This is a genomic window from Salarchaeum sp. III, from assembly GCF_036418315.1.
Classification (GTDB): Archaea; Halobacteriota; Halobacteria; order Halobacteriales; family Halobacteriaceae; genus Salarchaeum.
This window is the reverse complement of record NZ_JAZHPG010000027.1, coordinates 695921-721944: the sequence shown is the minus strand read 5'-3', so window position 1 is coordinate 721944 and position 26024 is coordinate 695921. Positions and strand designations below refer to the sequence as shown.

The 26024-nt window shown below is 67.3% G+C and carries 28 protein-coding genes; 10 read left to right on the top strand and 18 right to left on the bottom strand.

Going from position 1 to position 26024, the window contains the following annotated elements:
• Nucleotides 1-29: 29 nt before the first annotated feature.
• Entirely contained in the window at nucleotides 30-1358 is a 1329-nt protein-coding gene (cyoE, locus tag U3A55_RS14655) for a heme o synthase (protein WP_330992345.1), read from the bottom strand.
• A 168-nt stretch (nucleotides 1359-1526) separates the two neighbouring features.
• Between cyoE and coxB the strand changes: the two genes are divergently transcribed.
• Entirely contained in the window at nucleotides 1527-2318 is a 792-nt protein-coding gene (gene coxB / locus U3A55_RS14650) for a cytochrome c oxidase subunit II (protein ID WP_330992239.1), read from the top strand.
• A gap of 80 nt (nucleotides 2319-2398) precedes the next feature.
• A complete protein-coding gene (locus tag U3A55_RS14645; protein ID WP_330992238.1) occupies nucleotides 2399-3040 on the top strand; it encodes an SDR family oxidoreductase in 642 nt (213 codons plus the stop codon).
• A 96-nt stretch (nucleotides 3041-3136) separates the two neighbouring features.
• Here U3A55_RS14645 and U3A55_RS14640 read toward each other — a convergent pair whose 3' ends face one another.
• Nucleotides 3137-4009, bottom strand: coding sequence for a cytochrome c oxidase subunit 3 (locus U3A55_RS14640; RefSeq protein ID WP_330992237.1), 873 nt, complete (start codon nucleotides 4007-4009; stop codon nucleotides 3137-3139).
• An 86-nt stretch (nucleotides 4010-4095) separates the two neighbouring features.
• Here U3A55_RS14640 and U3A55_RS14635 point away from each other — a divergent pair, with 86 nt between their 5' ends.
• From U3A55_RS14635 to U3A55_RS14615, 5 genes are read left to right on the top strand one after another with little or no spacing between them, the layout of a single operon-like run.
• Nucleotides 4096-5466 carry a hypothetical protein gene (locus U3A55_RS14635; protein ID WP_330992236.1) on the top strand — a complete coding sequence of 457 codons (1371 nt, stop codon included), beginning with the start codon at nucleotides 4096-4098 and terminating at the stop codon, nucleotides 5464-5466.
• Entirely contained in the window at nucleotides 5463-5720 is a 258-nt protein-coding gene (locus tag U3A55_RS14630) for a DUF7410 domain-containing protein (protein WP_330992235.1), read from the top strand. Before U3A55_RS14635 ends, U3A55_RS14630 begins: the two co-directional genes overlap by 4 nt.
• A gap of 38 nt (nucleotides 5721-5758) precedes the next feature.
• The gene (locus tag U3A55_RS14625; protein WP_330992234.1) at nucleotides 5759-6115 is read left to right on the top strand and encodes a DUF7541 family protein; all 357 of its coding nucleotides are present in this window, start codon (nucleotides 5759-5761) and stop codon (nucleotides 6113-6115) included.
• Nucleotides 6116-6151: 36 nt separating this feature from the next.
• Nucleotides 6152-6370, top strand: a complete 219-nt coding sequence (locus U3A55_RS14620; RefSeq protein ID WP_330992233.1) for a DUF6684 family protein — start codon at nucleotides 6152-6154, stop codon at nucleotides 6368-6370.
• 57 nt (nucleotides 6371-6427) lie between these two features.
• A complete protein-coding gene (locus U3A55_RS14615) occupies nucleotides 6428-8260 on the top strand; it encodes a cbb3-type cytochrome c oxidase subunit I (RefSeq protein ID WP_330992232.1) in 1833 nt (610 codons plus the stop codon).
• A 26-nt stretch (nucleotides 8261-8286) separates the two neighbouring features.
• On the opposite strand, the gene U3A55_RS14610 is transcribed toward U3A55_RS14615, so the two are convergent.
• Entirely contained in the window at nucleotides 8287-8412 is a 126-nt protein-coding gene (locus U3A55_RS14610) for a hypothetical protein (RefSeq protein ID WP_330992231.1), read from the bottom strand.
• Between the two features lie 19 nt (nucleotides 8413-8431).
• Between U3A55_RS14610 and U3A55_RS14605 the strand changes: the two genes are divergently transcribed.
• The gene (locus tag U3A55_RS14605; protein WP_330992230.1) at nucleotides 8432-8692 is read left to right on the top strand and encodes a DUF7520 family protein; all 261 of its coding nucleotides are present in this window, start codon (nucleotides 8432-8434) and stop codon (nucleotides 8690-8692) included.
• Here the strand turns inward: U3A55_RS14605 and U3A55_RS14600 are convergent.
• The gene (locus U3A55_RS14600) at nucleotides 8689-9354 is read right to left on the bottom strand and encodes a haloacid dehalogenase type II (RefSeq protein ID WP_330992229.1); all 666 of its coding nucleotides are present in this window, start codon (nucleotides 9352-9354) and stop codon (nucleotides 8689-8691) included. The two genes, U3A55_RS14605 and U3A55_RS14600, sit on opposite strands and share 4 nt — an antisense overlap.
• Before the next feature lie 77 nt (nucleotides 9355-9431).
• Between U3A55_RS14600 and U3A55_RS14595 the strand changes: the two genes are divergently transcribed.
• Nucleotides 9432-10184 carry a GNAT family N-acetyltransferase gene (locus U3A55_RS14595; RefSeq protein WP_330992228.1) on the top strand — a complete coding sequence of 251 codons (753 nt, stop codon included), beginning with the start codon at nucleotides 9432-9434 and terminating at the stop codon, nucleotides 10182-10184.
• Here U3A55_RS14595 and U3A55_RS14590 read toward each other — a convergent pair.
• The 3 genes from U3A55_RS14590 to U3A55_RS14580 are packed head-to-tail and all read right to left on the bottom strand — an operon-like array spanning nucleotide 10181 to nucleotide 13705.
• Entirely contained in the window at nucleotides 10181-11884 is a 1704-nt protein-coding gene (locus U3A55_RS14590; RefSeq protein ID WP_330992227.1) for an acyl-CoA mutase large subunit family protein, read from the bottom strand. The genes U3A55_RS14595 and U3A55_RS14590 overlap by 4 nt on opposite strands.
• Before the next feature lie 46 nt (nucleotides 11885-11930).
• Nucleotides 11931-12722, bottom strand: coding sequence for an ABC transporter permease (locus U3A55_RS14585; protein ID WP_330992226.1), 792 nt, complete (start codon nucleotides 12720-12722; stop codon nucleotides 11931-11933).
• Nucleotides 12719-13705, bottom strand: coding sequence for an ABC transporter ATP-binding protein (locus tag U3A55_RS14580; RefSeq protein ID WP_330992225.1), 987 nt, complete (start codon nucleotides 13703-13705; stop codon nucleotides 12719-12721). Before U3A55_RS14580 ends, U3A55_RS14585 begins: the two co-directional genes overlap by 4 nt.
• Before the next feature lie 86 nt (nucleotides 13706-13791).
• On the opposite strand from U3A55_RS14580, the gene U3A55_RS14575 reads away from it, so the two are divergent.
• Nucleotides 13792-14649 carry a winged helix-turn-helix domain-containing protein gene (locus U3A55_RS14575; RefSeq protein ID WP_330992224.1) on the top strand — a complete coding sequence of 286 codons (858 nt, stop codon included), beginning with the start codon at nucleotides 13792-13794 and terminating at the stop codon, nucleotides 14647-14649.
• A gap of 1 nt (nucleotide 14650) precedes the next feature.
• On the opposite strand, the gene U3A55_RS14570 is transcribed toward U3A55_RS14575, so the two are convergent.
• The 11 genes from U3A55_RS14570 to U3A55_RS14520 are packed head-to-tail and all read right to left on the bottom strand — an operon-like array spanning nucleotide 14651 to nucleotide 25964.
• Nucleotides 14651-15454, bottom strand: a complete 804-nt coding sequence (locus tag U3A55_RS14570; protein WP_330992223.1) for a CBS pair associated ParBc domain-containing protein — start codon at nucleotides 15452-15454, stop codon at nucleotides 14651-14653.
• Nucleotides 15455-15488: 34 nt separating this feature from the next.
• The gene (locus tag U3A55_RS14565) at nucleotides 15489-16892 is read right to left on the bottom strand and encodes a DHH family phosphoesterase (protein ID WP_330992222.1); all 1404 of its coding nucleotides are present in this window, start codon (nucleotides 16890-16892) and stop codon (nucleotides 15489-15491) included.
• A 49-nt stretch (nucleotides 16893-16941) separates the two neighbouring features.
• Nucleotides 16942-18411, bottom strand: coding sequence for an NADH-quinone oxidoreductase subunit N (locus tag U3A55_RS14560; protein WP_330992221.1), 1470 nt, complete (start codon nucleotides 18409-18411; stop codon nucleotides 16942-16944).
• Nucleotides 18412-19929: a complex I subunit 4 family protein gene (locus U3A55_RS14555; protein WP_330992220.1), complete on the bottom strand. Its 1518-nt coding sequence runs from the start codon at nucleotides 19927-19929 to the stop codon at nucleotides 18412-18414.
• A complete protein-coding gene (gene nuoL / locus U3A55_RS14550) occupies nucleotides 19930-21939 on the bottom strand; it encodes an NADH-quinone oxidoreductase subunit L (RefSeq protein ID WP_330992219.1) in 2010 nt (669 codons plus the stop codon).
• A 1-nt stretch (nucleotide 21940) separates the two neighbouring features.
• Nucleotides 21941-22243: an NADH-quinone oxidoreductase subunit NuoK gene (gene nuoK / locus U3A55_RS14545; RefSeq protein ID WP_330992218.1), complete on the bottom strand. Its 303-nt coding sequence runs from the start codon at nucleotides 22241-22243 to the stop codon at nucleotides 21941-21943.
• Nucleotides 22240-22563 carry an NADH-quinone oxidoreductase subunit J family protein gene (locus tag U3A55_RS14540; RefSeq protein ID WP_330992217.1) on the bottom strand — a complete coding sequence of 108 codons (324 nt, stop codon included), beginning with the start codon at nucleotides 22561-22563 and terminating at the stop codon, nucleotides 22240-22242. Before U3A55_RS14540 ends, nuoK begins: the two co-directional genes overlap by 4 nt.
• The gene (locus U3A55_RS14535; RefSeq protein ID WP_330992216.1) at nucleotides 22563-22838 is read right to left on the bottom strand and encodes an NADH-quinone oxidoreductase subunit J; all 276 of its coding nucleotides are present in this window, start codon (nucleotides 22836-22838) and stop codon (nucleotides 22563-22565) included. The genes U3A55_RS14540 and U3A55_RS14535 overlap by 1 nt, the downstream gene beginning before the upstream one ends.
• Entirely contained in the window at nucleotides 22835-23296 is a 462-nt protein-coding gene (locus tag U3A55_RS14530) for a NuoI/complex I 23 kDa subunit family protein (RefSeq protein WP_145843825.1), read from the bottom strand. Before U3A55_RS14530 ends, U3A55_RS14535 begins: the two co-directional genes overlap by 4 nt.
• On the bottom strand, nucleotides 23293-24342 hold the full coding sequence (locus tag U3A55_RS14525; protein ID WP_330992215.1) for a complex I subunit 1/NuoH family protein: 1050 nt from the start codon (nucleotides 24340-24342) through the stop codon (nucleotides 23293-23295). Before U3A55_RS14525 ends, U3A55_RS14530 begins: the two co-directional genes overlap by 4 nt.
• Nucleotides 24339-25964 (bottom strand): NADH-quinone oxidoreductase subunit D, encoded by a 1626-nt coding sequence (locus tag U3A55_RS14520; protein ID WP_442978315.1) that lies wholly within the window; start codon nucleotides 25962-25964, stop codon nucleotides 24339-24341. The genes U3A55_RS14525 and U3A55_RS14520 overlap by 4 nt, the downstream gene beginning before the upstream one ends.
• Nucleotides 25965-26024 lie beyond the last annotated feature (60 nt).

Here is a 26024-nt window from a genome sequence, read left to right as displayed (position 1 = left end):
TAACGCGAATGCGGCGGTAAGGATTCCGGTTAGAGGACGAGGAGGGCGTCCGCGGCGATGGCGACCAGCACTGCGCCGAGGTAGGCGTTCGAGGCGTGAAAGGCGCGCATCGCGGCGGAGCGGTCGCGTTCGCGGTGCAATCGGACGACCATCCAGAGGAAGAGCGCGCCGAGGCCCAGGCTGGTGGCTGCGAACAGGAAGCCGAGGCGGGACACCCACGCGAGCACGGCGGCGGCCATCAGGGTCGCGCCGAGATAGTAGACGATGTGCTTGCGGGTGGGCGCGTCGCCGCGGACGACGGGCATCATCGGGAACCCGCCGCGCTCGTAGTCGTCCTTGTAGGCGAGCGCGAGGTTGTAGAAGTGCGCGGGCGTCCAGAGGAAGATGACGCCGGCGAGCGCGAGCGCCGGGACGCCGAGTTCGTTCGTCACCGCCGCCCACCCGATGAGCGCGGGGAGCGCGCCCGCGAATCCGCCGATGACGGTGTTCTGCACCGTGTTCGGCTTGAGGACGAGCGTGTACACGACGCTGTAGAAGAGGATGGCGGTGACGCCGAGTCCGGCGGCGAGGAGGTTGAGGTGGAGGAACGCCCACACGGACGCAGCGGCGAGGAAGACGCCCCACGCGACCGCGTTCCGAACGGGCACCTCGTCGGTGACGGTCGGGCGGTCGCTCGTTCGGTTCATCTTCTTGTCGATGTCGCGTTCGAGCACGTGGTTGAACGTCCCGCTCGCGCCGATGGACAGCACGCCGCCGAGGAACGTCCAGGAGACGGTTGCCACGCTCAGTCCGGGACCGGCGGCGAGCGCCATCCCCGCGCCGGCGACGAGACAGAGCAGCCACATCAGCCTGGGTTTCATCAGGCGGAAGTAGGCGTACGCGGTCGCGACGGGACCCGAGACAGTGAGTGCGGGGTCGGGGTTCGGGTCGCCCGTTCGGGGTTCGGACTCCCGGGAGGGGAGGTCGGCGGTCTGCGCTTCGAGCGTCCACGCGAGCGCGAGGACGAGCCCGGCGAAGATGCCGAGGCCGACGACGAGGTGGAGGGCGGAGACGGTCGCGGGCGTGCCCGAGACGGCGGCGAACGCGCCGATACCGACTTGAACGGGGTAGAGGAGGACGGCGGCCGCGACGGCGGCCCGGACGCGCCGCGGTTCGTCGTTGTGCCACGCCAGCGCGAGCGTCGCGAGCACGAGCACGGCGACGAGGACGGCGGTCACTCGGTGCCCCCAGACGATAGCGAGGTCGAGCGAGGACACCTGCAGCCACTGGCCGCCGCACGCAGGCCACGTCGTACAGGAGTGTGCGGCGTCCGTGATTGCCGTCGTCGCACCCACGACGACGAGCGCGTACACGCCCATCGTCGCCGCGACGAGCAGCCGCGTGAACCGGACGCGCGCGTCCGACGGAGTTTGGGACACGGTTCTCGTCTAGGGGTTGCGTGCCCCCATACTTGTACTGCCCGCTTGCGTCCCAGGACCCGAAAGACAGCAGTATTATTAACCCAGTTGCCGAACAAGCGACGTATAATGAGAGGAAAGCGGTTTGCGTCCCTGGCGGTGGCAGGGCTCGGGTTCCTCGCACTCGCGGTCGGGCCCGCGGCGGCAGCCTCCTCGAACTCTCTGGACGCGATCAACGGCGTGAGCAACGTCCTGATGGCGGCCGCGCTCCCGATTACGATTCTCGTCGAGGCCGCGCTCTTCTACACCGTCTGGAAGTTCCGGAAGTCGGACGAAGCGAAGCCCACGAAGGAGAACCGTCGGCTCGAAATCACGTGGACCGCCGCGACCGCGGTCGTCCTGCTGTTCGTCGGTCTCGCCGCGTACGGCGGCCTCGCCGCGCCCGGCGGGCTGGCCGCGACCGGCGACACCGTGAACGATACGATGGCGCAGGACGACCCCGTCGTCGTGGACGTCATCGCCTACCAGTGGGGGTGGCGGTTCGAGTACCCGGTCGGTAACGAGACAGTCACCGTGAACAGCACGGAGCAGACCCTCGAAAACTTCACGGTGAACAGCCAGATGGTGTTGCCCGACGACCGCACGGTTGTCCTCCGCCTGCACAGCGAGGACGTGCTGCACGCCGTCCACGTGCCCGCCCTCGGCCTGAAGCAGGACGTGATGCCGTCGCGCGTGAACGTCATGCAGACCACCCTCGACGACGCGGAGCGCGAGAAGCCGTACGTGCTCTACTGCGCCGAGTTCTGTGGCGCCGCGCACTCCCAGATGCTCGGGTCCGTGAAGGTCGTCAGCGACTCCGAGTACCAGCAGTTCCTCGCAGAGAACGGCGCGACGAACACCACCGCGAACGCGAGCGCGTAACGCGGTCACTCCCTCTTTCGTTTCTCGCGGTTTCCGCTGTCGACAGCAGGCACTTGTCGGTGGACTGACTACCACGAGGTATGCGTGTACTCGTCACCGGCGCACACGGACAGGTCGGACGACATATCGTGCGGTTGCTCGCGGAGCACGCGGACCACGAGGCGGTCGGTCTCGTTCGAAAATCGAGCTACACCGAGGACGTGACAGCGTGGGGCGGAGAGCCGGTCCGCGGTGACGTGACGGACCGGGGAAGCCTCGACGCGGCACTCGCGAACTGCGACGCCGTCGTGTTCGCCGCCGGGTCGAGCGGCGAGGACGTGCGGGGCGTCGACCGCGACGGCGCGATGAACTGCGTGGACGCCGCGGCGGCGACGGATACCGAGCGCTTCGTGATGCTGTCCGCGATGAACGCGGACCAGCCGAAGGAGAGTCCGGAGGAACTCCGTGAGTACCTGCGCGCGAAGGCCGAGGCCGACGACTACCTCCGGGAGAGCAGCCTGACGGACACGGTCGTGCGTCCGGGCGCGCTCAGCGACAACCCGGGGACCGGGCGCATCAAGGTTGGCGCGGCCCTCGACCGGGACGACGCCACGATTCCGCGCGAGGACACCGCCGCGACGCTCGTCGCGACGCTCACTATCGAGGAGACGTACGGCGAGACGTTCGAGGTTCTGAGCGGCGACACGCCCATCGAAGCGGCGCTACGCGGTCTCGACGACTGACGCCGCGGGCTGCTCTATCAGGATTGCTCGACGGGGCGTCGCGTATCGGCGCGGCTCGCGCTCGACGGGAGTGAAACGGGAGGCGAAAGACCGCGATTAGAGGGCGACGCCGAGGTCGGTTCCGAGCTGGCCGCCGACGTAGAGCGCGAGCACGAGGAAGATCCAGACTGCGTCGACGAAGTGCCAGTACCAGGAGACGGTGGTGACGGCGGCGTGGCGGTCGCTGGAGAACTGGCCGCGGACGGCGCGGAAGAGGACGATAGCGATGAGGAGCACGCCGAGCGTCACGTGAAGGCCGTGGAGGCCGGTGAGACCGAAGAACGCGCTCCCGAAGATACCCTCACTGAGCGTGAAGCCCTCGTGCACGATGAACTCGTAGTACTCGTACACCTGGCCGCCGAGGAACACGATGCCGAGGAGGAGCGTGACGGCGAGGCCGGCGACGAACCCGCGGTGGTCGTCCTTCGCGAGGCGTTTTTCCGCCCAGTGGAAGGTGAAGCTGGAGAGGATGAGGATGAGGGTGTTCGCGACGACGAGCGACCCGAAGATGCCGCCGTGCGGAATCGTTCCCTCGCCCCAGGCTCCCGAGCGGATGAAGAAGTAGTACGCGAACCCGGCGCCGAACGTCGCGATGTCAGTGGAGAGGAACAACACCATCCCCCAGCGCAGGCTCTTGCCCTCGTTGTGGGATTCGTTGTCCCAGAACTTGTACGCGAACGCGTGGTACATCCAGCCGAAGAGTCCGAACACGAACAGGACGGTGGAGACGCCGAACACCGCGAGCCCGGGCGTGGTGCTGCCGAGAAGGTTGTTCTCGCCGTGCGCGAAGACGTACAGCATCGCGCCGAGGTAGAGGCCGCTCGCGCCGATAGCTCCGATGAACGGCCACCAGCTCGCTTCGCCGTACCCGCGCGGGAAGTCGCGGACGGCTGGCAGGAAGCCGTGTCCACCTGACTCGTCTGCGGTCATATAGCCGGCTGTTGTTCGGCGACCACCAAAAAGCCTCCCAACCGCGTTCCGAAACCGACAGTACCCGGGAGGGCGAACCGTCGGGTATGAGTCGCCGGCTGCGCGCGGCCGTCAGGACTGCCGCCGTGACGAGTATGCTCGTCGCGTACACGGGCACGGCGCTCGCGCACGCGGGCGGACTATCGGGGGCAGCGCCGGAGCGGATGGCGGTGCCGACGTGGCTGTTCCTGTTCACGGGCGGCGGCGTCGTCGGCGCGTCCTTCCTGCTCGCGAGTTTCGCGACCGACCGCGCGTTCATCGAGCACGTCCACGAACTCGGCCGGCGCGTTCAGGTGCCGGAATCGGCGCTCGCCCGGGCGGGCCGGCTCGTCGGCCTCGGCGGGCTGCTGCTCGTGGTGGTGTCCGGGTTCTTCGGGCCGACGGCGCCGATGGAGTCCGCGGCCATCATCGTGGTGTGGGCGGGCTGGTGGGCGGGGTACGCGATAACCACATATCTCGTCGGGAACACGTGGCCCGCGGTCGACCCGTTCCGCACGCTCGCTCGCCCGCTCGGCGACGGCGTCCGCGAGTACCCCGAGCGAGTGGGTGCATGGCCGAGCGTCGCGTTCCTCCTCGTGCTCGTCTACGTCGAGGTGACCAGCCCGCTCGCGGACGACCCGCGCGTCCTCGCCGCGTTCGCGCTCGCCTACCTCACGGTGTCGCTCGCCGGGAGCGCCGTCTTCGGCGTCACCGACTGGTTCGAGCGCGTCGACCCGCTCTCCCGAATCTTCCGGCTGTACGGCGCAGTCGCCCCGATTACGCGAACCGACGACGGCCTCCGGCTTCGATTGCCGGGCGCGGGCCTCGTCGACGACCTGCTCGCGGACCGCTCGGAGGTCGGGTTCGTCGTCGCGCTCGTCTGGGCGACCACGTTCGACGGCCTCACGTCCACGCCGGTCTGGACCGACCTCGCGAACGCGGTCGTGCCCGCGGGCGTCCCCGCGCCCGTCCTGTACGCGGGTGCGCTCGTCGGCGGGTACCTCGTCTTCCTCGCGGTCTACCGGGCGTCCGCGCGGCTCGCCCGCCGGACCGCGCCGACGTACCGGACGACCGCGGACGTCGCGCGATTGTTCGCGCCGTCGCTGCTCGCGATAGCCGCCGCGTACCATCTCGCGCACTACCTCGCGTACTTCCTCGCGCTCTCCCCGCTGCTCGTGCACGCGCTCGTCACGCCGCTCACCGCGGGGACCGTGCCGGGCCTCACGATTCCGGCCTGGCTGCAGGCGGTGCCGGTGGTGTCCGTGCTCGCCGGCCACCTGCTCGCCATCTGGGTCGCGCACAGCATCGCGTTCGAGACGTTCCCGAGCCGGATTCAAGCGCTCCGCAGCCAGTACGCAGTCACGCTCGTGATGGTGCTGTACACGATGACAAGCCTCTGGATAGTCACCCAACCCGAACTCCCCCCGCCCTACGTATGACCGAAACACACGTTCCCGAGGACGCCGAGGCGTCGACCTGCCCACACTGCGGGATGGCGTTCCCGAGCGAGACGATTCGCGACATGCACGTCGGCCGCAGCCACCATGACGCGATGAGTGCTGCCGAACGCGACGCCTACGAGGACGCTTACTACGCGGACGCGGACGATCTCCGGCTGTTCCAGTACAAGGCGCTCGGCGCGCTCGTCCTCGTCTACTTCTTCTTCCTCATCACGTACGCCGCCGTCGCGTAAACGATGGGTTTTCTAAGCCTCCCGGCCCAATCCCGGGTATGGAAGAACAACCCGGACTGAGCGACCAGTACCGGCGGTCGAGTCCGTGGCCGGTGTTCATCGCACTCGGGTTCGTACTCTCCGAACTCGGCATCCTGTTCGGCGGCGCGCTCATCCCGCTCGCCGTTGGGGGCGTCGTGCTCCTCGAAGCCAGCGTCATCGGCATCCTCCGGGAATCCGGGTACGCGTCCTCGCTCTGGGCGCCCGCGCTCGGCGTCGGCGCGCTGTTCGCGCTCGCCGGCGGCGCGCTCCTCTACTGGGGGCTTCGCATCCGCGCGGGCACCGTTCTCGGCGCCGGCGTCATCGCGATTCTCGCGGGTATCGGGTTCTGGCTCGGCGAAACCGGCCGATTCTGAAAAGATATTTCCGTTATCGGCGCGCACACTCGACTAATGACCAACAAGGTGTTCGACAAGGACGTGCTCCTCGACCTCACGGTCAACATCATCCCGCTCGCCATTATCGCGTTCTTCGCCGCGCTGTTCGCCGTGTTCAATCCGTGGGCGAACGAGGGGCTGTTCGGGATGGTTCTCCAGTACGCGCTCCTGGTGTTGCCGTTCATCGCGCTCGCCGTCCTGACGTACGCCGCCGCGAAACGCATCGAGGAATAGTCGCCGCACGCGGGCGGAACCTAACCTTTCTTTACGCTCCGGTCCGCAATTCGGGACATGGAACTCACCCCGCAACTGGTGCTGACCGTGTTGATGGGGGTGCTCCTCGTGGCCGTGGCCGGCTGGCTCACGCGTCTCGAGGACTGGCGCTCCTACTCCCCCGTCGGTGGCGGCGGCCACGGCGAGGGCGGATACGGTCACGCGGAGAAACCGGGCGGCATCACTCGGTGGCTGACGACAGTCGACCACAAGGACATCGGCATCCTCTACCTCGTGTACAGCGTTGTCACATTCCTCTGGGGCGGTCTAGCTGCGATGCTGATGCGGTTCGAGCTCATCACGCCCAAAATGGACTTCCTGAACACCGTCGGCGGACTGCTCGGCGGTATCGGGGGAGCGACGCTCTACAACGGATTCCTCACGACACACGGGATTACAATGCTCTTCCTGTTCGCCGCGCCGCTCGCGTTCGCGTTCGGGAACTACGTCATCCCAATCCTCGTGGACGCCGAGGACATGGCGTTCCCGCGCGTGAACGCCATCGCGTTCTGGATTCTGCCCTTTGCGACCGTCCTCATCTGGGCGGGCTACTTCCTGAAGCCGCTTGGGTTCGACGTCATCCCTGCACCGACAAGCTGGACGATGTACCCCCCGATTACGGGGAAGTCCGCGGCCGGCGGGTCGCTGTACATGCCGAATCCCGGCGTCGACCTGATGCTGCTCGGACTGCACCTCTCCGGTATCGCGACGACGATGGCGGGTATCAACTTCATCGCGACCATCGTCGCGGAGCGCAACGTCCCCTGGAAGAACCTCGACATCTTCAGCTGGACCGTGCTCACGACGGGCGGCATCATCCTGTTCGCGTTCCCGCTGCTCGGCGCGGCGCTCATCATGCTGCTGCTCGACCGTAACTTCGGCACGACGTTCTTCACGGTCGAGGGCGGCGGAACAATGCTCTGGCAGCACCTCTTCTGGTTCTTCGGCCACCCCGAAGTGTACATCCTGGTGTTGCCACCGATGGGCGTTCTCAGCCTCCTCATCCCGAAGTTCTCGGGTCGGAAGCTGTTCGGGTTCAAGTTCGTCGTCTACTCCACGCTCGCCATCGGCGTCCTCTCCTTCGGCGTGTGGGCTCACCACATGTTCACGACGGGGATGGACCCCCGACTCCGCGCAAGCTTCATGGCGGTCTCGCTCGCCATCGCGATACCGAGCGCGGTGAAGACGTTCAACTGGATCACGACGATGTGGAACGGGAATATTCGGCTCACCGCACCGATGCTGTTCTGTGTGGGCGCGCTCCAGAACTTCATCCTCGGCGGCGTGACGGGCGTGTTCCTCGCGGCCATCCCGTTCGACCTCCTAATGCACGACACCTACTACGTCGTCGGACACTTCCACCTCATCGTGTTCGGGATGATCGGGTTTGCGCTGTTCGCCGCGACCTACTACTACTTCCCGATGATTACGGGGCGGCTGTACAACAAGAAGCTCGCACAGTGGCACTTCTGGCTCTCCATCGTCGGCGCGAACGTCACGTTCATCGCGATGCTCGTCCTCGGGTACGGCGGGATGCCGCGGCGGTACGCGACGTTCGACCTCTCCCCTATCGCGGGGAGTCACGAGGCGCTTCAGAGTCTGTTCGTGAGCGCACACGGCATCGCGACGCTCGGCGCGGTCATCATCGCGGTCGGCCAGGTCATCTGGCTCTGGAACATGATTCAGTCCTTCCGCAGCGGGAAGCGCGTCGAGAGCGGTGACCCGTGGAACCTGAAGGAGACCGGGCAGTTCACGCGCGAGTGGGCGTGGTTCGAGCAGAAACTCGAGACGAAACTCCCTGACGGCGGGGAAGAAGACGCGGAAGCGGACAAAGCGCAGTCCGCAGACTGAGTTCGGAACGCGTCCCGGTTTTTCTCTTAGTTCAGTACGAGTACGAATCCCGTGACGAACATGAGGAGTGCAACGCCGACGAGCGTGACGAAGAGGAGGTCCGTCTCGTCCATACGGGAATCTGCGGGACGAGAGCGCAAAAGCCTACTCACTCCGTCCTGAACTAGGGGTGTGCGCGAAGAAACGTCCGGTCGGCGCGTCATCAAGACGATGTACGTCGCGACCATCCTGGTCGTCGGCGTGTTCGGCTACCTCGTCGGTATCGCGATTCAACCGCGCCTCGAAGAACTGGGCGTGTCGTCGGTCGGGGTGGGGCCGCTGATGCTCCCGATGTCACCGCTGAACCTCGCGTTTATCGGAATGGTTCTCGTCGGAACCGGGCTCACGGCCGCGTTCGGCCTGGTTGCGCTCGTCTCCCGGTACGAGGACTAGAGCGCGTCCGGGAGGGCGGCGAGCGACGGGAGTTCGAGGGTTGCGTCGCCGCCGACGCGTTCCGCGGGGTCGTTATCCCGGTTCACCCACGCGGCGTTCATTCCGGCGTGCGACGCACCCGCGATGTCCCAGGCGTTCGAGGAGACGAGCCAGCAGTCGTCGAGGTCTCGGTCGAGTTCGTCCGCGGCGTGTTCGTACACTGCGGGAGTGGGTTTGAACGTGGAGACGGCGTCGGCGCTCAGAATCCGGGAGACGCGGCTGTCGATACCGGTGTTCGCGGCGAGCGCGTCGAGCATCGCGGGGTTGCCGTTCGAGAGGACGGCGAGGTCGAAACGCCCGGCGAGCGCGTCCAGTGCGTCCAGCGCGTCGGGAAAGGGGTCGAGGGTGTCGTAGGCATCAAGGAGTCGGTTTCGAGTCTCCGCGCTCGGGGTTTCGTTGTGGCGGGCGAGCGCGTAATCGAGCGCGTCCGCGGTGACCTCGCGGAACGTCGCGTAGTCGTCCATCTGGGAGCGCTGCTGGGCGTATTCGAGTTGGCGTCGCCGCCACGTCGCGTCGATGTTCGCCGCGTGCGTCGCGCTCGCATCGAGTTCTCGGCGGAGTGTTCGCGTGACGCTGGCGGTGTCGCAGAGCGTGCCGTACATGTCGAAGCAGAGCGCGTCCATACCGGTCGTTGCGGGTGGAGGCTCAAAAGGTCGTGTTCGTCGACCGGATTATGTGTCTGGCCGTGCTACGCTAACTCATGGAGGTTCGTGCTGCGGTCGACGACGACGCGGAAGGGATTCGAACCGTCGCGCGCGCGTCGCTCGACGCGTCGTACGCGGACGCGCTCGGCGAGGACGCCGTCGCGGGAGTGCTCGAGAAGTGGTACGCCACGGACCGGCTCGCGGACCGCATCGACGCCGAGAGCGTGTTCTACGTCGTCGCGGAGTCCGACGGCGCGGTCGTCGGGTTCGCGGAGGTGGAGCTCGACGAGCCGAACGAGTCCGCGGCTGAAATCCAGTGGCTGCACGTCCACCCCGACAGCCGCGGCGAGGGTGTCGGCGTGGCGCTCCTCGAACGCGCGGAGGAGCGCGCGCTCGAACGCGGCGCGAACCGCGTCGAGGGCGTCGTGCTCGCCGCGAACGACGAGGGGAACGCGTTCTACCACGAACACGGCTACGAGCGGGTGGGCACGCACACCGTCGAGGTCGGTAGCGAGTCGTTCGACGAGCACACGTACGGCAAGCGCCGGGACGCCGAGGGGCCCGCGGACTTCCTCGAAGAACACGACGTGAACGGCGAGACCGTGTACGTCGCGCTCGACGAACGCGAGCGCGGGAGCGAGGCACCGTTCTACGTCGCGTACACCGACGACGAGCGCGAGAACACGTACGGCTACTACTGCTCGAACTGCGGGAGTTTCGACATCGTGATGGATTCGATGGAGCGCGTCGAGTGCGCGGACTGCGAGAACAGCCGGAAGCCGAGCCGCTGGGATTCGGCGTACCTCTAGGCGACGCCGACCGTCTCCTGATAGGAGCCGTGTTCGGCTTCGAACACGTCCATGATTTCGCCCATCGTCGCGTACGCCTTCACGGCGTCCACCACGTACGGCATCGTGTTTTCACCGGAGCGGACGGCGTCCGCGAGCGCGGAGAGCGCGTCCTCGACCGCCGCGTCGTCGCGTTCGTCCTTCACCGATTCGAGCCGGGAGAGCTGGCGTTCGCGCGCCGCTTCCTCGTCCACGTGCAGGAGGTCGAGTTCCTCGTCGTCCTCGCTCGCGTACTCGTTCACGCCGACGACGACCTCCTCGCCCGCGTCAACGCGCTCCTGGTACTCGTACGCGGACTCCTGAATCTCCCGGTGGAAGTACCCCTCCTCGATGCCGCGGAGGACGCCGTCCCGAATCGAGCCGTCGCCCATTTCCTCGATTTCCGCGAGGTACTCGAGCACGGTCTCCTCCATCTCGTCCGTGAGGGCTTCGACGGCGAAACTCCCGCCGAGCGGGTCGACGATGTCCGCCGCGCCCGACTCCTCCGCGAGAATCTGCTGGGTGCGTAGCGCCACACGGACCGCGTCCTCCGAGGGGAGCGCGAGCGCCTCGTCGTAGGAGTTCGTGTGCAGGCTCTGCGTTCCGCCCAGAACGCCGGCCATCGCCTGAATCGTCACCCGAATAATATTATTCAGGGGTTGCTGGGCGGTCAGCGACTGACCGGCGGTTTGCGTGTGGAACTTGAGCTTCTGGGACGCCTCGTCCGTCGCGCCGTACTCCTCGCGCATGGTGCGGGCGTAGATGCGGCGGCCGGCTCGGAACTTCGCCACCTCCTCGAACAGCGAGTTGTGGCTGTTGAAGAAGAAACTCAGCGTGGGCGCGAACGCGTCCACGTCCAGGCCGCGCTCGATGGCGTCCTCGACGTACGCGAACCCGTCCGCGAGCGTGAACGCGAGCTCCTGGGCGGCCGTACTGCCGGCTTCGCGGATGTGGTAGCCCGAAATCGAGATGGGGTGGAACTTCGGCGTCTCCCGCGTGCAGAACTCCACGGTGTCCGTGACGAGGTCGAGGCTTGGTTCGGGCGGAATCACCCACTCCTTCTGCGCGATGAACTCCTTGAGCATGTCGTTCTGGAGCGTCCCGCGGAGTTCGCTCCGGTCGATGCCCTGCTGGTCGGCGAGCGCGACGTACATCGCGTAGATGACCGGCGCGCTCGGGTTGATGGTGAACGACGTGCTGACTTCGCTGAGGTCGATGCCGTCGAAGAGTATCTCCATGTCGCGGAGGGTGTCCACGGCGACGCCCTCCTTCCCGACTTCGCCGAGGCTCATCGGGTCGTCCGAGTCGAGCCCCATCAGGCTCGGCATGTCGAAAGCGGTGGAGAGGCCGGTCTGGCCGTTCTCGATGAGGTAGTGGAAGCGCTCGTTCGTCTCCTCCGCGGTCCCGAAGCCGGCGAACTGCCGCATCGTCCACGTCCGCCCCCGGTAGCCCGTGGGGTAGACGCCGCGCGTGTAGGGGTACTCGCCGGGATACCCGAGGTCTTCGGTGTAGTCGAGGTCGTCGACGTCCGTGGGGTCGTAGAGCCGGTCGACTTCGAGGTTCGAGACGGTCGCGAACCGGTCCTTGCGCTCCCCGTACTTGTTCAGGACGGGGTCGAGCGTGTCGCGCTCCCAGTCCGAACGCGCCGCCCTGATTTCCGACAGCTCCTCCTCGTCGAACATACCACAAATTTTGCCGCACAATCCATTAAGGTTCCGCGTACCGCACTCAATAGTGGCCCATTACGCCAGCGCGGCGCGCCCAGCGCTGGCAGTAGTGGAAGGCGGCGTACCCGACGGCGAGGTAGCCGACCGCGGTGACGACGAGCACGCCGAGTTCGCCCGCGGGCATCCTGGTGAGGGGGACGCCGTCAGCCATCGCGCGCTGGAGGAGGTGGCTGCCCTGCGCGAGCGGCAGCCACTTCAGGAGCGGGTAGTCGCCGACGGGCGCGGCGATGAGCGCGATGAAGACGAACTGGAGGAGCTGGAAGGCGTTCTCCACGCGCTTAAACCGGATGGCGAGTCCGCCGAACACGAACCCGATTCCGACGGCGGGCGCGACGGCGAGCGCGCCGAGCGGCACGACGGTGAACGGGTCGAGCGCGAGCGACCGCCCGGTGACGACGAGCATCACGGCGAGCGTAATCGCGCCCCAGAGGAAGGATTCGAGGACGTTCACGACGGTCTTGGTCGCCATCACCCTGCCGAACCCGAGCGGCGACATGAACAGCTGTTCGAGCGTCCCCCACTGTGCCTCTCGCGTCACGGCCCACGACAGCCCGCTGTACGCGGCGATAGCCATGCTCCAGAGGAGGTAGCCGACGATGATGCCGGAGAGCGAGTCGTCGATGGCGGCCGGCGCGACCGCGCGACCGCCGTAGAAGATGACGAAGAACACGAGAATCAGCGTCCCGACCTGCGAGAGCGTGTTCACGGGGTAGCGCACGAGCAGGAGAACGGTCTTGCGCGCGGACGCCCGGAAGAACCGGGTGTAGTCCGCGAGCGTCACGTCCGTGCTCATCGCGCGTCCTCCGTGACGGAGAGAAAGACGTCTTCGAGGTCGGGGTCGTGACTGTCCACATCCGACAGCGCGAGGCCGGCGTCCCGAAGCACGTCGAGCACGTCGTAGAGCGACGCGTCGCCCGCGAGCGTCACGTCGAACGCGGTGCGTTCGCCTCGGGTCGTCCAGTCCGCGGCGTCGAACCGGGCTTCGAGCGTCCCGCGCGCGTCCTCGGACACTCGTCCTTCGACTTCGACGCGGTAGGCCTGCGTCTCGAAGACGCCGACGAGGTCGCCCACGGGGTCGTCAGCAATGACCGACCCGTCGGAGAGGATGACGACGCGGTCGCAGACCGCCTCCACCACGTCCATGTCGTGACTCGACAGCACGACAGTGATGTCTTCTTCCTCTGCGAGCCGGCGGAGTTCCCGGCGGAGCTCCAGTGACGCCTCCACGTCCAATCCCAGGGTCGGTTCGTCGAGGAACACCACGTCTGTGCCGCGGGCGAGCGTGCACGCGAGCGACACCTTCTGTTTCTGGCCCCGGGAGAGGTCGTTCACGGCGTCGTCCGCTTTCTCCGCGAGACCGAACTGGGAGAGCAAGCGGTCCTGTCGCTCCCGGGATGCGGGGTTCGCGCCGAGCGCCGCGAAGTAATCGAGGTTCTCGCGAACCGTCAGCCGCCAGTAGACGTTGCGCGCGCCCTCCAGCATCGCGCCGACGTGCCGATACACCTCCCGTGGGTGTTCGTGCGCGCTCACGCCCGCAATCTCCACCGTTCCTGACGTGGGCACCACGAGTCCGAGAATCGACTTGATGGTCGTCGTCTTCCCCGCGCCGTTCGGCCCAAGCACGCCCACGACCTCGCCCCGCGACACGTCGAACGAGACGCCGTCGACGGCCGTCACCGCCTCGTCGCCCTCGCCGTACGTCTTCCGGAGGGCGTCGACGTGAAGGACTGTTTCAGGGGTCGCGTCCGCGTCCGCTCGCGCCTGCGTTCGCTGCATGCACGAATCCTCCCCGTGTCGCGTGGTAAATGTTTCCAGAACCGAGTTTCAGTCAAGTAGACCACACGAAACTGTTTAGCCGGCGAATGTCGAACGCGGCGGACGTGAGCGAGGACGCGACGACGGTCTTCGAACTGCTCGCGGACGACACACGGTACGCTATCGTGGCGGCACTCGTTGAGTCATTCAACCCGAACGACGGAACCGGTGGGCGGCGTTTCAGCGATCTGCGGCAAGCGGTCGGCGTCGAGGACGGCGGTCGATTCAACTACCACCTCGACCGTCTCCGCGGCGCGTTCGTCCGGCAGGACGGCGAGACGTACTACCCGACCCCGGCCGCGTTCCGCGCGACAGAGATGGCGAACGCGACCGAGCCCGCGACCGACCCGCGAACCGGCCGACTCGACGAGCGCGCACCCTGCGGCGAGCGCTTGCACGCGTTCGTCTGGGGCGGCGTCGTTGACGTCACGTGCCCGAAACACGACACCTACCGGTTCCGGACGTTCGTGCCGCCGCGGCTCCCCGCCGGACGGACGCTGGACGAAACGGTCGCGGCAGCCGGCCGACACACGGGCGTCCTGCTCGACACCGTCACGACGAACGTCTGTCCACGATGCGGCAGTACGCTCGACTACGGTGCGTTCGAGGAGTACGAGGGCGTTCCAGCGGTTCCTGTCTCCTGTCCGCACTGCTGGTGGGAAGCCCGGTTCACGCTCGCCACGCGCGGCGTCCGGGACGCCGCGACTGTCGCGTTCTACGCCGCACTCGGCCGCGACATCGACGCCGAACCCATCTATCGCACTGTCGCCGACACCGCCCCGGAGGTGTCGGTGGACGACAACGCGACCGTTCGCTTCGAGGAAGAGGGCAGAACGCTCGAACTCACGTACGACAGCTCGCTCACCAGACTCGACGCGCGACGGAACGGCGACCCCGTGTTCTGAGCTACTGCAAGCGTTCGGTGGTCTCGACGAGCGGGTGGCGGGCGTAGTCCACGACGTCGATGTCCGCGACGGACTCCAGGCCTTCCTTCTCCGCGGTCTTCGCCATCCCGAGGTCGACGCGGCGGTCGAGCACGATGACGTACGCGTCCATCTCCGGAATGTCAGCCTGTTCGGCGGCTTTCACGCGGTGGTGGCCGTCCGCGAGCAACAGCTGGCCCTTGTTGTCGATGACGACGAGCGGTTCGGTGAGGCCGCGTTCGAGCTCGTACTGGCGTCCCTCGAGTTCGTCCGCGTACACGCGGTTCTGCGTCGGCACGATGTCCGCGAGCCGGACGGTGCGGCGCTCCTCGTCGGCATCGACGCCGTGGATAGATTCGAGCGTGCGCGTGAGCTTCCCGACTTTCTCCGGGGTGGCGCGCTCTATCTGGGAGCGGATGAAGTCCGCGTTCGAGATGATGCCCACGAGGTGGCCGGCGTCGTCCACGACGGGGAGTTTCTGGATGCCGGAGCGGAGGATGACGCGCGCGGCGTCGGTCACGTCCATGTCGGGATGGGCGACGATGAGGTCGTCGCTCATCACGACGAAGATGGCCGCATCTTCGTCCGCGAGCAGGAGGTCGCGCGCGCTCACGAAGCCCTCGACGCGGCGGCCCTCCGTGACGGGGAAGCCGTTGTGGCCGTCGCTCTGCGCGATGCGCTCCGCGACCTCGGCGACCGTGTCGTCGGGCGAGACGGTCTGCACGTCCCGCGTCATGTACTCGCTGACCTTCGGTTTCCCGGGGCCGCCCTCGAACGCCTCGTCCATACCGAATAGAGGATTCCGGGGAGGAAAAGCCCTGCTACCGGACCGCGTCGAAGAACCGGCTGGCGATGGCGTCCTCGAGAACGGACGTGAGTTCGTCCGCGGCGTCGCCCTCCAGCACGTCGAAGACGCCCATCGGTATCTGCGCGCCCGCCATGTCGGCGTGCCCGCCCGCGCTCCCGAGATCGTCGAACGCTTCGCGGAGCGCGCTCCCGAGGTCCACGTCCGCGCTACGGGCGCGCGCCGACGCGTACACGGTGCCGTCCATGAACCCGTAGACGAACGTGACGGTGACGCCCTCCATCGCGAGCAGTCGGTCCGCGGCCTGCGCGAGCGTGTCCCGGTCGTTGATCGAGCCGACGCAGGACGCGAGCACGGAGCCGTTCAGCTGGCGGTTCCCGATGCCGCGCGCGATAACGTCGAACGTGTCCGCGCTCACGTTCGGGCTCTCGACGCGCTCCAGGACGTCCACGTCGGCGTACGCGAGGAGTTCCGCGGCGGCCTCGAAGTCCGCGGTCGTTATCTCCCGCGAGAAGTCCTTCGTGTCCACGCGGATGCCGTACAGCAGGCCGGTGGCGACGGACGTGTCGAGGTCGACGCCGAGCTGGCTGAGGTACTCCACGAGAATCGTGCTCGTCGCGCCGACCTCGGGGCGGACGTCCACGAAGTCCGCGTCTATCTCGCCCTCGGATGGGTGGTGGTCGATGACCACGCTCACCTCGGTGTCCGGCGGGAGTTGGTCGTTCACGCCCGGCCGCGAGTGGTCGACCAGCGCGATGCCCGCGTAGTCGTCCAGGCTGGCGTCCGGGTCGAGGTTCACGAGGTCGAGGTCGAGGAGGTTCACGAACGCCCGGTTCTCCTGGTGGCTGATTTCGCCGAAGTAACAGGCGTCCGCGGGCGTCCCGACGCCGTCCGCGATGCGGGTGAGCGCGACCGCGGCGGCGATAGCGTCGGGGTCGGGGTTGTCGTGCATGAACACCGCGAGCCGGCCGTCCACGTCCTGGAGGGTGCCGCGGAGGTCGTGGACGCGTCCCGAGCCCCCGCGCGCGGCGGTCTCCGCTACGTCGTCGAGAACAGCGGCGCCGGCGTCCACAACCCGGTCCGCCGCTGCGTCGAGCGCGTCCCGCGTGGCGCGGGTGGCGCCGAATCCCGCGAACGCGACGACGTACGCGTCCGGGTACGCGACCGTGGCGGCGCGAACGGCGCCGAGGGTCGTCTCCGGGTCGTCGGCACCGACGAACACGACGTCCGGCACGGTTTCGCGGTCGATGCTCGCGGGGTCAGTGATGTCCGCCGTCTCCGCGGGCACCTTCTCGTTTCGCAGGGACTCGACGCGGCTCGCGTCCGAGTCGAGGACGAGCAGGTCGCCCGGCTGGCCGCCGAGTTCGTCGACGGCCGCGTGGCCTGTCGTCCCACACCCGAGGACGAGCCGGAATACCATCACGTCCGGCTATCCTGCCGCCGGCCTAAAACCTACCGTCTACCGCCGACTACCCGAGAAGGGACGTGGCGGCGGCGACGGCGGTGTCAGCGACGGGGTCGAACGCCACCAGGAGGAGAACGGTGACGATGCCCGCGGTGACGACCGACGCGTACAGGCCGACGGGCCGCGACCGGATGTCGAACGCCGGCTCCGGCTCCGAGACCCAGAGCGCCTTCACGACGCGCGAGTAGAAGTAGAGCGAGAGCGCGCTGTTCACGACCGCGATGGCGACGAGCCAGACGAACCCGGCGTCGACGGCGGACGCGAACAGGAAGTACTTCGAGAGGAAGCCCGCGCCGACGGGGAGGCCGGCGAGGCTGAACACGAACACGGTCATCGCCGCGGAGGCGACGGGCGCGCGACGGCCGAGGCCGTTGTAGTCCTCGAACGTCTCGCCGACGCCCCAGTGTTCGGCGAGCGCGACGAAGAGGAACGCGCCCGTGTTCATGAAGCCGTACGCGAATAGGTGCATCATGCTCGCGCCCAGGACGAGGCCGTCGGCGTCGCCGGCGAGCGCGGCGAGGCCGATGAGGACGTAGCCGGCGTGCCCGATGCTGGAGTAGGCGAGCATGCGCTTGACGGCTTCCTGGCGGGCGGCGGCGAAGTTCCCGAGCGTCATCGTCACCGCGGCGAGCACGGCGAGGACGAGCGCCCAGTTCACCGTGGACGCGACGGCGTCGAGCGGGAAGGCCGTCGTGAAGACGCGGAACGCCGCGGCGAACCCGGCGGCCTTCGACGCCGACGAGAGGAACGCGCTGATGGGCGCGGGTGCGCCCTCGTACGCCTCGGGCGCCCAGAAGTGGAAGGGGACGCTCGCGGTCTTGAAGAGGAACCCGCCGAGCACCATCAGCACGCCGACGCCGAACACGCCGTCGAGGGACTGCTCGGACGCGGCGGCCGCGATGTCTGGGAGGGCGAGCGACCCGGTCGCGCCGTAGACGAGGCTGATGCCGTACAGCATCACCGCGCTGGAGAGCGCGCCGACGAGGAAGTACTTCATGCTCGCCTCCACGCTGTCCTTGTTCGACTTCAGGAAGCCGACGAGGACGTAGGAGGGGAGGCTGACGAGTTCGAGCGCGACGAACACGGTCGCGAGGCTGTTCGCGGCCGCGAGCACGCTCATCCCGGTCGTGGCGAGCAGGACGAGCGCGTAGTACTCGGCGGCGTGCGCGTGCTCGTGGACGTAGTCGTAGGACGCGACCACGACGAGCGCGGCGACCGCTCCGACGAGCACCGTGAAGAACAGCGCGAGGTCGTCCACGACGAGCGCCCCCTCGAACGCCGTGAGGGCGTCGCTACCGGTGCCCGCCCACGCGAACCAGACGGCGAGTCCGGTCGCGACGAGCGTTCCGGCGCCCGCGATGGACGCGAGCAGGCCGTCCTTGCGCTCGCCGGGCGCGATGGTGTCCACGGCGAGCACGAGCAGCGCCGCAATCGCGAGAACGTACTGCGGGGAGAGCGGTGGGAGTTCGACCATCTATACACCACCTCCGAGAATCGCGTTGATGGAGTCCTGAATCATACCCATGAAGACGTCGGGGGCGACGCCGAGGCCGATGGCGAGCAGGACGAGCGCGACGCCGGGCGCGAGCGCGCTCCGGGCCGGGTCGGCGACCGCGGCGTCGGTGTCGACCGCGTACGGGCCGAAGAGCACGCGCTGCATCGTCCACAGCAGGTAGCCGGCGATGACGACGATTCCGAACATCGCTATCGCGGTGAAGAGCGCGGCGTTCTCGTACGCGGCCTGGAAGGAGCCGGTGAAGATGAAGAACTCAGCGGCGAACCCGCTCATCAGCGGGAGGCCCATGTAGCCGAACGCGCCCGCGACGAACAGGCTGCCGGTGACGGGCATCTCCGACATGACGCCGGAGAGCTTATCGACCATCCGGGTGCCCGCGGAGCGCTCGATGGCGCCGACCGCGAGGAACAGCAGGCCGATGAGGAGGCCGTGGCTCACCATCTGGAAGGTCGCGCCCGCGAGGCCGTACGTCGTGTACGTGACGAGGCCGAGGAGCACGAACCCCATCGACGGGATGGAAGTGTACGCGATGATGCGCTTGAGGTCCTGCTGGCTCACCGCGACGAACGACCCGTACAGCACCGTGACGACCGCAATCGCCGCGAGCAGGGGCGCGAACTCGCGCATCGTCTCCGGGAACATCGTGACGTTGAACCGCAGGAGCGAGTACGTCCCCATCTTCGTTACGACGCCCGCGAGCACGAGCGTCACCGGCGTGGGGGCTTCCGTGTACGCGTCCGGGAGCCACGTGTGGAACGGCACCAGCGCGGTCTTCACGGCGAACCCGAAGAACAGCGCGAAGAACGCGATGGTGGTGACGGTGTCGGGCGCGAGTCCGTAGAACGTCGTGAGTTCGTCGCCGCGCACGGCGGCCGCGACGGCCGCGAGGTCGAACGATTCGACGGGCGACGCGAACACGACGAGCACGAATCCGACGAACAGGACGAGGCTCGCGACGTTCGTGTACACGAAGAACTTGATAGCGGCGTACGTCCGCCGCGGGCCGCCCCAGACGGCGACGAGGAGGTAGAGCGGGACGAGCACGAACTCCCAGAACACGAACCAGACGAAGAAGTCGAGCGCCGCGAACACGCCGAACAGGCTGGCTTCCGTGAACAGGAGGAGCGCGTAGAACGCGGAGCGCCGCTCGTCGATGTAGCTCCACGCGGTCACGACGGCGACCGTCGTCATCACGGCCGTGAGCAGGACGAGCGGGAGGCTCACGCCGTCCAGTCCGACGTGCCACTGGAGCGCGTATCCGCCGAACGATATCCACTCGCGCGTGGTTTCGAACGCGGGCGTGCCGCTCTGGAGGAGGGCGTTGCCCGCGCCGTCGTAGCGACTGTACAACAGGAAACTGCCGGCGAGCGGCAGGAGGCTGAGCGCGGCCGCGAGTTTCGCCGCCCACTTCTCGGGCGCGGCGAGCACGGCGAGCGCGCTCAGGAACGTGACTGCGAGTAAGGCTTCTATCAACATCTAGAACCACCCCCCGAGGAACCCGACCACGGCGAGCATGACGACGAGGCCGAGCGTGAGGAGCGTGACGTAGTTCGACACCCGGCCGGTCTGCAGGCGGCGGGTCTGCGCGCCGCTGAAGAGGGTGACGCTCGATACGCCGTCGACGACGCCGTCGACGATGCCCTGGTCGAACTTGCTCGCGCCCCGCGAGACGGGGAGCGCGACGCTCGTGGCGAGCCAGTCCTGGAACTCGTCCTGGTAGTAGTTGTTGTAGAGCAGGGTTTTCACGGACCCGAGTTTCTCCGTGTGTTCCGTCGGCTCGGGGCCGCGGTAGAGCAGCCACGCGAGCAGGACGCCCGCGAGTGCGAGCGCCAGGGAGACGCCCGCGGTCAGCACGCTACTGACCTCGGTCGCGGTGTACGCGGCGTGCGCCGCGACGGTTTCGTGGTAGCCGCCCGCGCTGGTCGTTTCCAGCGGGCCGTGCAGCCACGAGTCGAGGAACGTCACGCTCGCGCCGGTGAGTTTCTCGACCAGTCCGGGGTTGACGAACCCGACAACGGTCGCGCCGACGCCGAGGACGGCGACGGGGAGTTTCATGCTCCAGCCGACGCCGTGCGCGGACTCCGCCTCGCTGGTGCGCGCCTCACCGTGGAAGGTGAGGAGGACCATCCGAATCGTGTAGAGGCCGGTGAAGAACACCGCTACGAGGCCGAGCGCGGCCGCGACGAGGAGCGCCGTGTTCCCGCCGAGACCGTAGACGAGGGCTTCGTGGAGGACGGCGTCCTTCGACCAGAAGCCCGCGAAGGGCACGATACCGGCGAGCGCGAGCGACCCGGCGAGGAACGCCCAGTACGTCACCGGGAGTTTGTCCTTCAGGCCGCCCATGTTCCACATGTCCTCGTCGTGGTGCATCGCCACGATGACGACGCCCGCGCCGAGGAACAGGAGGGACTTGAAGACGGCGTGCGTGAGCAGGTGGAAGACGCCCGCGACGTACCCGCCCGCGCCGAGCCCGAGCATCATGTAGCCGTACTGGCTGATGGTGGAGTACGCGAGCACCTGCTTGATTTCGCGCTTCACGAGCGCCATCGTCGCCGCGAACAGCGCCGTGAACCCACCGATGAGGGCGATGACGGCGAGCACGGTCGGGAGGTGCGCGTAGAAGCCGTACATGCGCGCGACGAGGTAGACGCCTGCGGCGACCATCGTCGCCGCGTGGATGAGCGCCGACACGGGCGTCGGGCCTTCCATCGCGTCCGGGAGCCACGTGTGCAGCGGGAACTGCGCGGACTTCCCGATGACGCCACCCAGAACGAGCAGGCCGAGGACGGCGAACCAGTTCTGCGCGCTCAATCCGAAGTACGTGGTCGCGCCGTCGTCGAGGCCCTGCGCGACGAGTTTGGGGAGTTCGGTGAACGTCGCGGTGCCGAACGTCCCGAGAATCCCCACGAGGCCGAGGAGGAGGAAGTAATCGCCGAACCGGGTGACGAGGAACGCCTTCTTCGCGGCGCTCGCGGGGCCGGGCCGGGTGTACCAGTGGCCGATGAGCCACCACGAGCAGAAGCCGACGAGTTCGAAGAAGACGAAGCTCATCAGGAGGTTGTCGGCGAGCGTGAACGCGAGCATGCTCGCGGTGAACAGCCCGAGGCCGGCGTAGTAGCGCGGCCGGCCGGGTTCGTTCTCGGCGTTCATGTAGCCGAGGCTGAACACGTGGACGAGCAGCGCGACCAGCGACACCAGGACGGCCATCATCGCCGACAATGGGTCGACGAGCAGGCCGAAGTGGAGGCTGAAGGTGCCGTCGCCGGCGACCCACGTGTAGAGTTCTTCGTTCAGCGTTTCGCCGCCGCTGACCGTGAGGAAGACCCACGCGGACAGCAGCAGCGACCCTGCGGTCGCGAGGATTCCGGGTATCGCGCCGTCCCGTGGGAGGACGCGCGGCGCGTAGTGGCCGACGAGGAGCGCGACGAGGAATCCGGCGAGCGGCAGGGCGGGAATCGCCGCAGCGTAGTCGAGTGCACCCGCCATCTTACCACCTCATTGACGTAGGAATCGTCACATCGACGCCTTTGAAGTTCCGGTACAGGGTGAGCACGATACCGATGCCCACGGCGACTTCCGCGGCCGCGAGCGCCATCGCGAACAGGCTGAACGTCTGTCCGACGAGGTTGCCGTGCATGTGGCTGAACGCGATGAAGTTGAGGTTCGCGGCGTTCAGCATGAGTTCGACGCTCATCAGGAAGACCAATGCGTTCCGCCGGGTGAGCACGCCGAACAGGCCGATGCAGAAGATGCCGGCCGAGAGCAGCAGGAAGTACTCCGTGGGTATCACTCGTCGTCACCCCACTGGAGCGGATTGCCGATGCTGCCGTCCTCGCGTTTCGCGAGGAGGACGGCGCCGACGAGCGCCGCGACGAGCACCAGGTCGATGAGTTCGAACGCGGCGAGGAAGCCCTCGGTCGGGACGCCGCTCTCCGCCGTGAAGTCGAAGAGCGAGTACCCGATGTCGGTGATGAGCGTGGCGTCCGCGGGGTAGCCCGCGGGGTCGGGGAGGTTCGCGCCGAGGAACGCCGCGGCCATCACGACGAAGAGGGCGAGCGCGACGAGACCGGGGAGGACGTTGAGGTCCTCCGCGAAGCGGAAGCGCGTCATCAGCCGGCCACCTCCGCGTCCTCCCCTTCTTCTTCGGCGCGCGTGAGCATCACCGCGAACGCGATGAGCACGAGCACGCCGCCGACGTACACGAGCACCTGCATCGCCGCCGGGAACTCCGCGTTCAGCCACACGAAGTGCACGGCGAGCGAGAGGAGCGCGCCGCCCAGCATCAGTGCGGAGTGCCAGACGTCACGCATCAGCACGACGCCGAGGCTGCACGCGAGCGTGACGAGCGCGAGCACCGCGAACGCGCCCGTTTCGACGAGCGTCACTGGTAATCCACCTCGCCTTCGCCCTCGCCCACCCACGCGGACCGGTCGGGTTCGCGGGCCGCGAGCGGGTCCAGGTCCTTGTACCACGGAACGTTCTTCAGCTGTTCCTTGTTGTACGCGAGGTCGTGTTTCGTGTCCCCGGTGAACTCGAAGTTCTGCGTCAGCAGAATGGCGTCCACGGGACACACCTCCTCGCAGAGCCGGCAGTAGATGCACTGGCCGACGTGGAGGTTGTACTGTTCGCCCTGTCGCTTGTCGTCGGTGACGATGTGAATGGTGTCGTTCGGACACACCTTCTCGCACTGCCGACACCAGATACAGCGCTCCTGACTGAACTTGTGAATCCCGCGGAACCGCGGACTCACTTCGGGCGCGGTATCCGGGTACTCGACGGTGAACGTCTTCCCGTCGAGCGCGTGCTTCATCGTCGTCGCCATGGATTTGAGTACGCCTATCATGCGATCACCCCCACGATGACTGCGGTGAGAACGAGGTTCGCGAAGGAGAGCACGAGCATGCCCTTCCACCCCATCTCGATGAGCTGGTCGACCCGGACGCGGGGAACCGCGGACCGACACCACTGCGTGAAGAGGAACACCGCCCAGATTTTGGCGATGAACCAGACGATACCGGGAAGCCACGGGCCGGCGGGACCGCCGAGGAAGAGCGTGGCGATGATTGCGCCGCCGAGGAAGATGTGGAGGAACTCCCCGAGGTAGAAGAGGACGAAGTAGACGGAGGAGTACTCGGTCTGGTAGCCGGCGACGAGTTCGCTCGGCGCGTCAGCGAGGTCGAAGGGGTTCCGTCCGACCTCGGCGAGGTTCGCGACCATGAAGAGTGCAAACGCGAACGGGTTCACGAACCCGAACCACATCGGGATGCGGACGCCCGCGATGACCGCGAGCGTGCCGGACTGCGCGGCGACGATTTCGCTCACCTGGAGCGACCCGGCGAGCAACACGACCGAGGCGGCCGTGACGACGAGCGGAATCTCGTACGCGATGCTCTCGGCGACGGCGCGCATACTGCCGAGGAACGAGTACTTGTTCGAGGACGCGTAGCCGCCGGCGACGATGCCGAGCACGGAGAGCGAGGAGACGGCGAAGACGAACGCGATGCCGACCTCGGGGTCGGCGAGCTGGATGCCGTTCCCCATCGGAATCACCGCGAACCCGAGGAGCGCGCTGAACGGCAGGAGAAAGGGTGCGAGGTCCCACGCGGGCCGGTCGACGCCCTCGGGGACGATGCGTTCCTTCGACAGCAGGCGGACCGCGTCGGCGACGATGATGAACAGGCCGAACGGTCCGACCTTGCTCACGGCAATGCGGTCGGTGAACGCCGCCGTGATCTTCCGCTTCGCCCACGGGCCGGCAATGGCGCTCAGCGTCAACAGCAGCGTCGCGATGAACGCCGCGGCGAGCAGCGCGCTCAGGAGCTCCACCCAGAACGGGGGTGTCGCGCCGTACCCGAGCAGTTCGCTGATGGTGACGGGGAGCGTGCTCATCTGTCCACCTCACCCAGGATGATGTCGAGGCTGCCGAGGGTGGCGATGAGGTCGGGGATGTACTCGCCGTTACTCATCGCAGGGAGCGCCTGCAGGTTCGAGAAGCAGGGGCTCCGAATCTTGAAGCGCGCGGGCTTCCCGGTGCCGTCCGACCGGATGTAGACGCCGAGCTCGCCCTTCGCGCCCTCGACAGCGCGGTACGTCTCGCGGTCCGCCTCGGGGTTGAGGGTGCGCGGGACGTTCGACTGAACCTCGCGGTCGTCCTCGGGCCAGTCCTCGAGGAGGTCCACGCACTGCTCGATGATGCGCGCGGACTGCTCGACCTCCCGCATCCGCACCAAGAGGCGGCTGTAGTTGTCGCCGCCGGACTCCGTGACCACGTCCCAGTCGAGGTGTTCGTAGTAGCCGTAGGGGTCGTCGCGGCGGAGGTCGTAGTCCACGCCGGACGCGCGGGCGATGGGGCCGGTGACGCCGAAGTCCTTCGCGGTGTCGGCGTCGAGGACGCCCGTGTCCACGCAACGTAGCTGGAAGAGTTCGTTGTCCGTGATGAGGTCGTGGTACTCCTCCAGGCGGTTCGGGAGGTCGTCGAGGAACTCCCGGACGTTCTCGAAGAACGTCTCCCGGGGTTCGGGGATGTCCCAGACGACGCCGCCGAGGCGGAAGTAGTTGAACATCATCCGCTGGCCCGTGAGGTCTTCGAGGAGTTTCTGGACGTTCTCGCGGTCCCGCATCGCGTACATGAAAATCGCGGTGAACTCGCCGTAGATGTCGAGACAGAACGTCCCGAGCGCGAGCATGTGACTGGCGATGCGGCAGAGTTCCGCGCCCATCGTCCGGATGACCTGCGCGTACTCCGGCACCTCGATGTCGTTCAGGTCCTCCGCGGTGCGGGCGTACGCCCACTCGTTCAGGAGGCCAGCCGACGCGTAGTCCCACCGGTCGGGGTACGGCATTATCTGGTAGCGGTAGTTCCCGTTCTGCGCCATCTGCTCCTCGCAGCGGTGGAGGTAGCCGATGTCGGGTTCCACGTCCACCACCTGCTCGCCGTCCAGGACGGTTTCGAGGTGGAGGACGCCGTGGGTCGCCGGGTGGTGCGGGCCGATGTTGAGGAACATCGTGTCCGACTCCTCGTCCCGGAACTTCCCTTCGAGGGGGTTCTTGTTCTCCTCGAACGTCACGATCTGGGGCTTGTTCTGGTTGTAGTCGCGGCCGAGCGGGTGGCCCTGCCACGTCTCGGGCAGGAGGATGCGGCGGAGGTCGGGGTGGTCGTCGTACTGGACGCCGACGAGGTCGTACGCCTCGCGTTCGTGCCACTTCGCGGTCTCGAACACCGAGGACGCGGACTGGCTCACGGGGTCGTCGCGGCTCGTCGGCACCACCACGGACACTTCCTCCGTCGGGTCATTGTACTTCTTCAGGTGGTAGATGGACTCGAAGCGGTCCTCGTACTCCTGCGCGGTGACCGCGGAGAGGTGGTCGAAGCCGGCTTCCTCCTTCAGCGCGCTCAGCGACTCCTCGACCCGGTCCGCGCGCACCACGAACCCGTCCGCGTTCAGGTGGCTCTCGCGGCCGACCACGGCGTCGCCGAGCAAGTCCTCGAGCGCGTCGTAGTCGACGCCCATCGGCTCCACCGGCGGTTCCGGCTCCTCGTCAGTGGATTCGTCGGCCTGGCTCATCGGTCT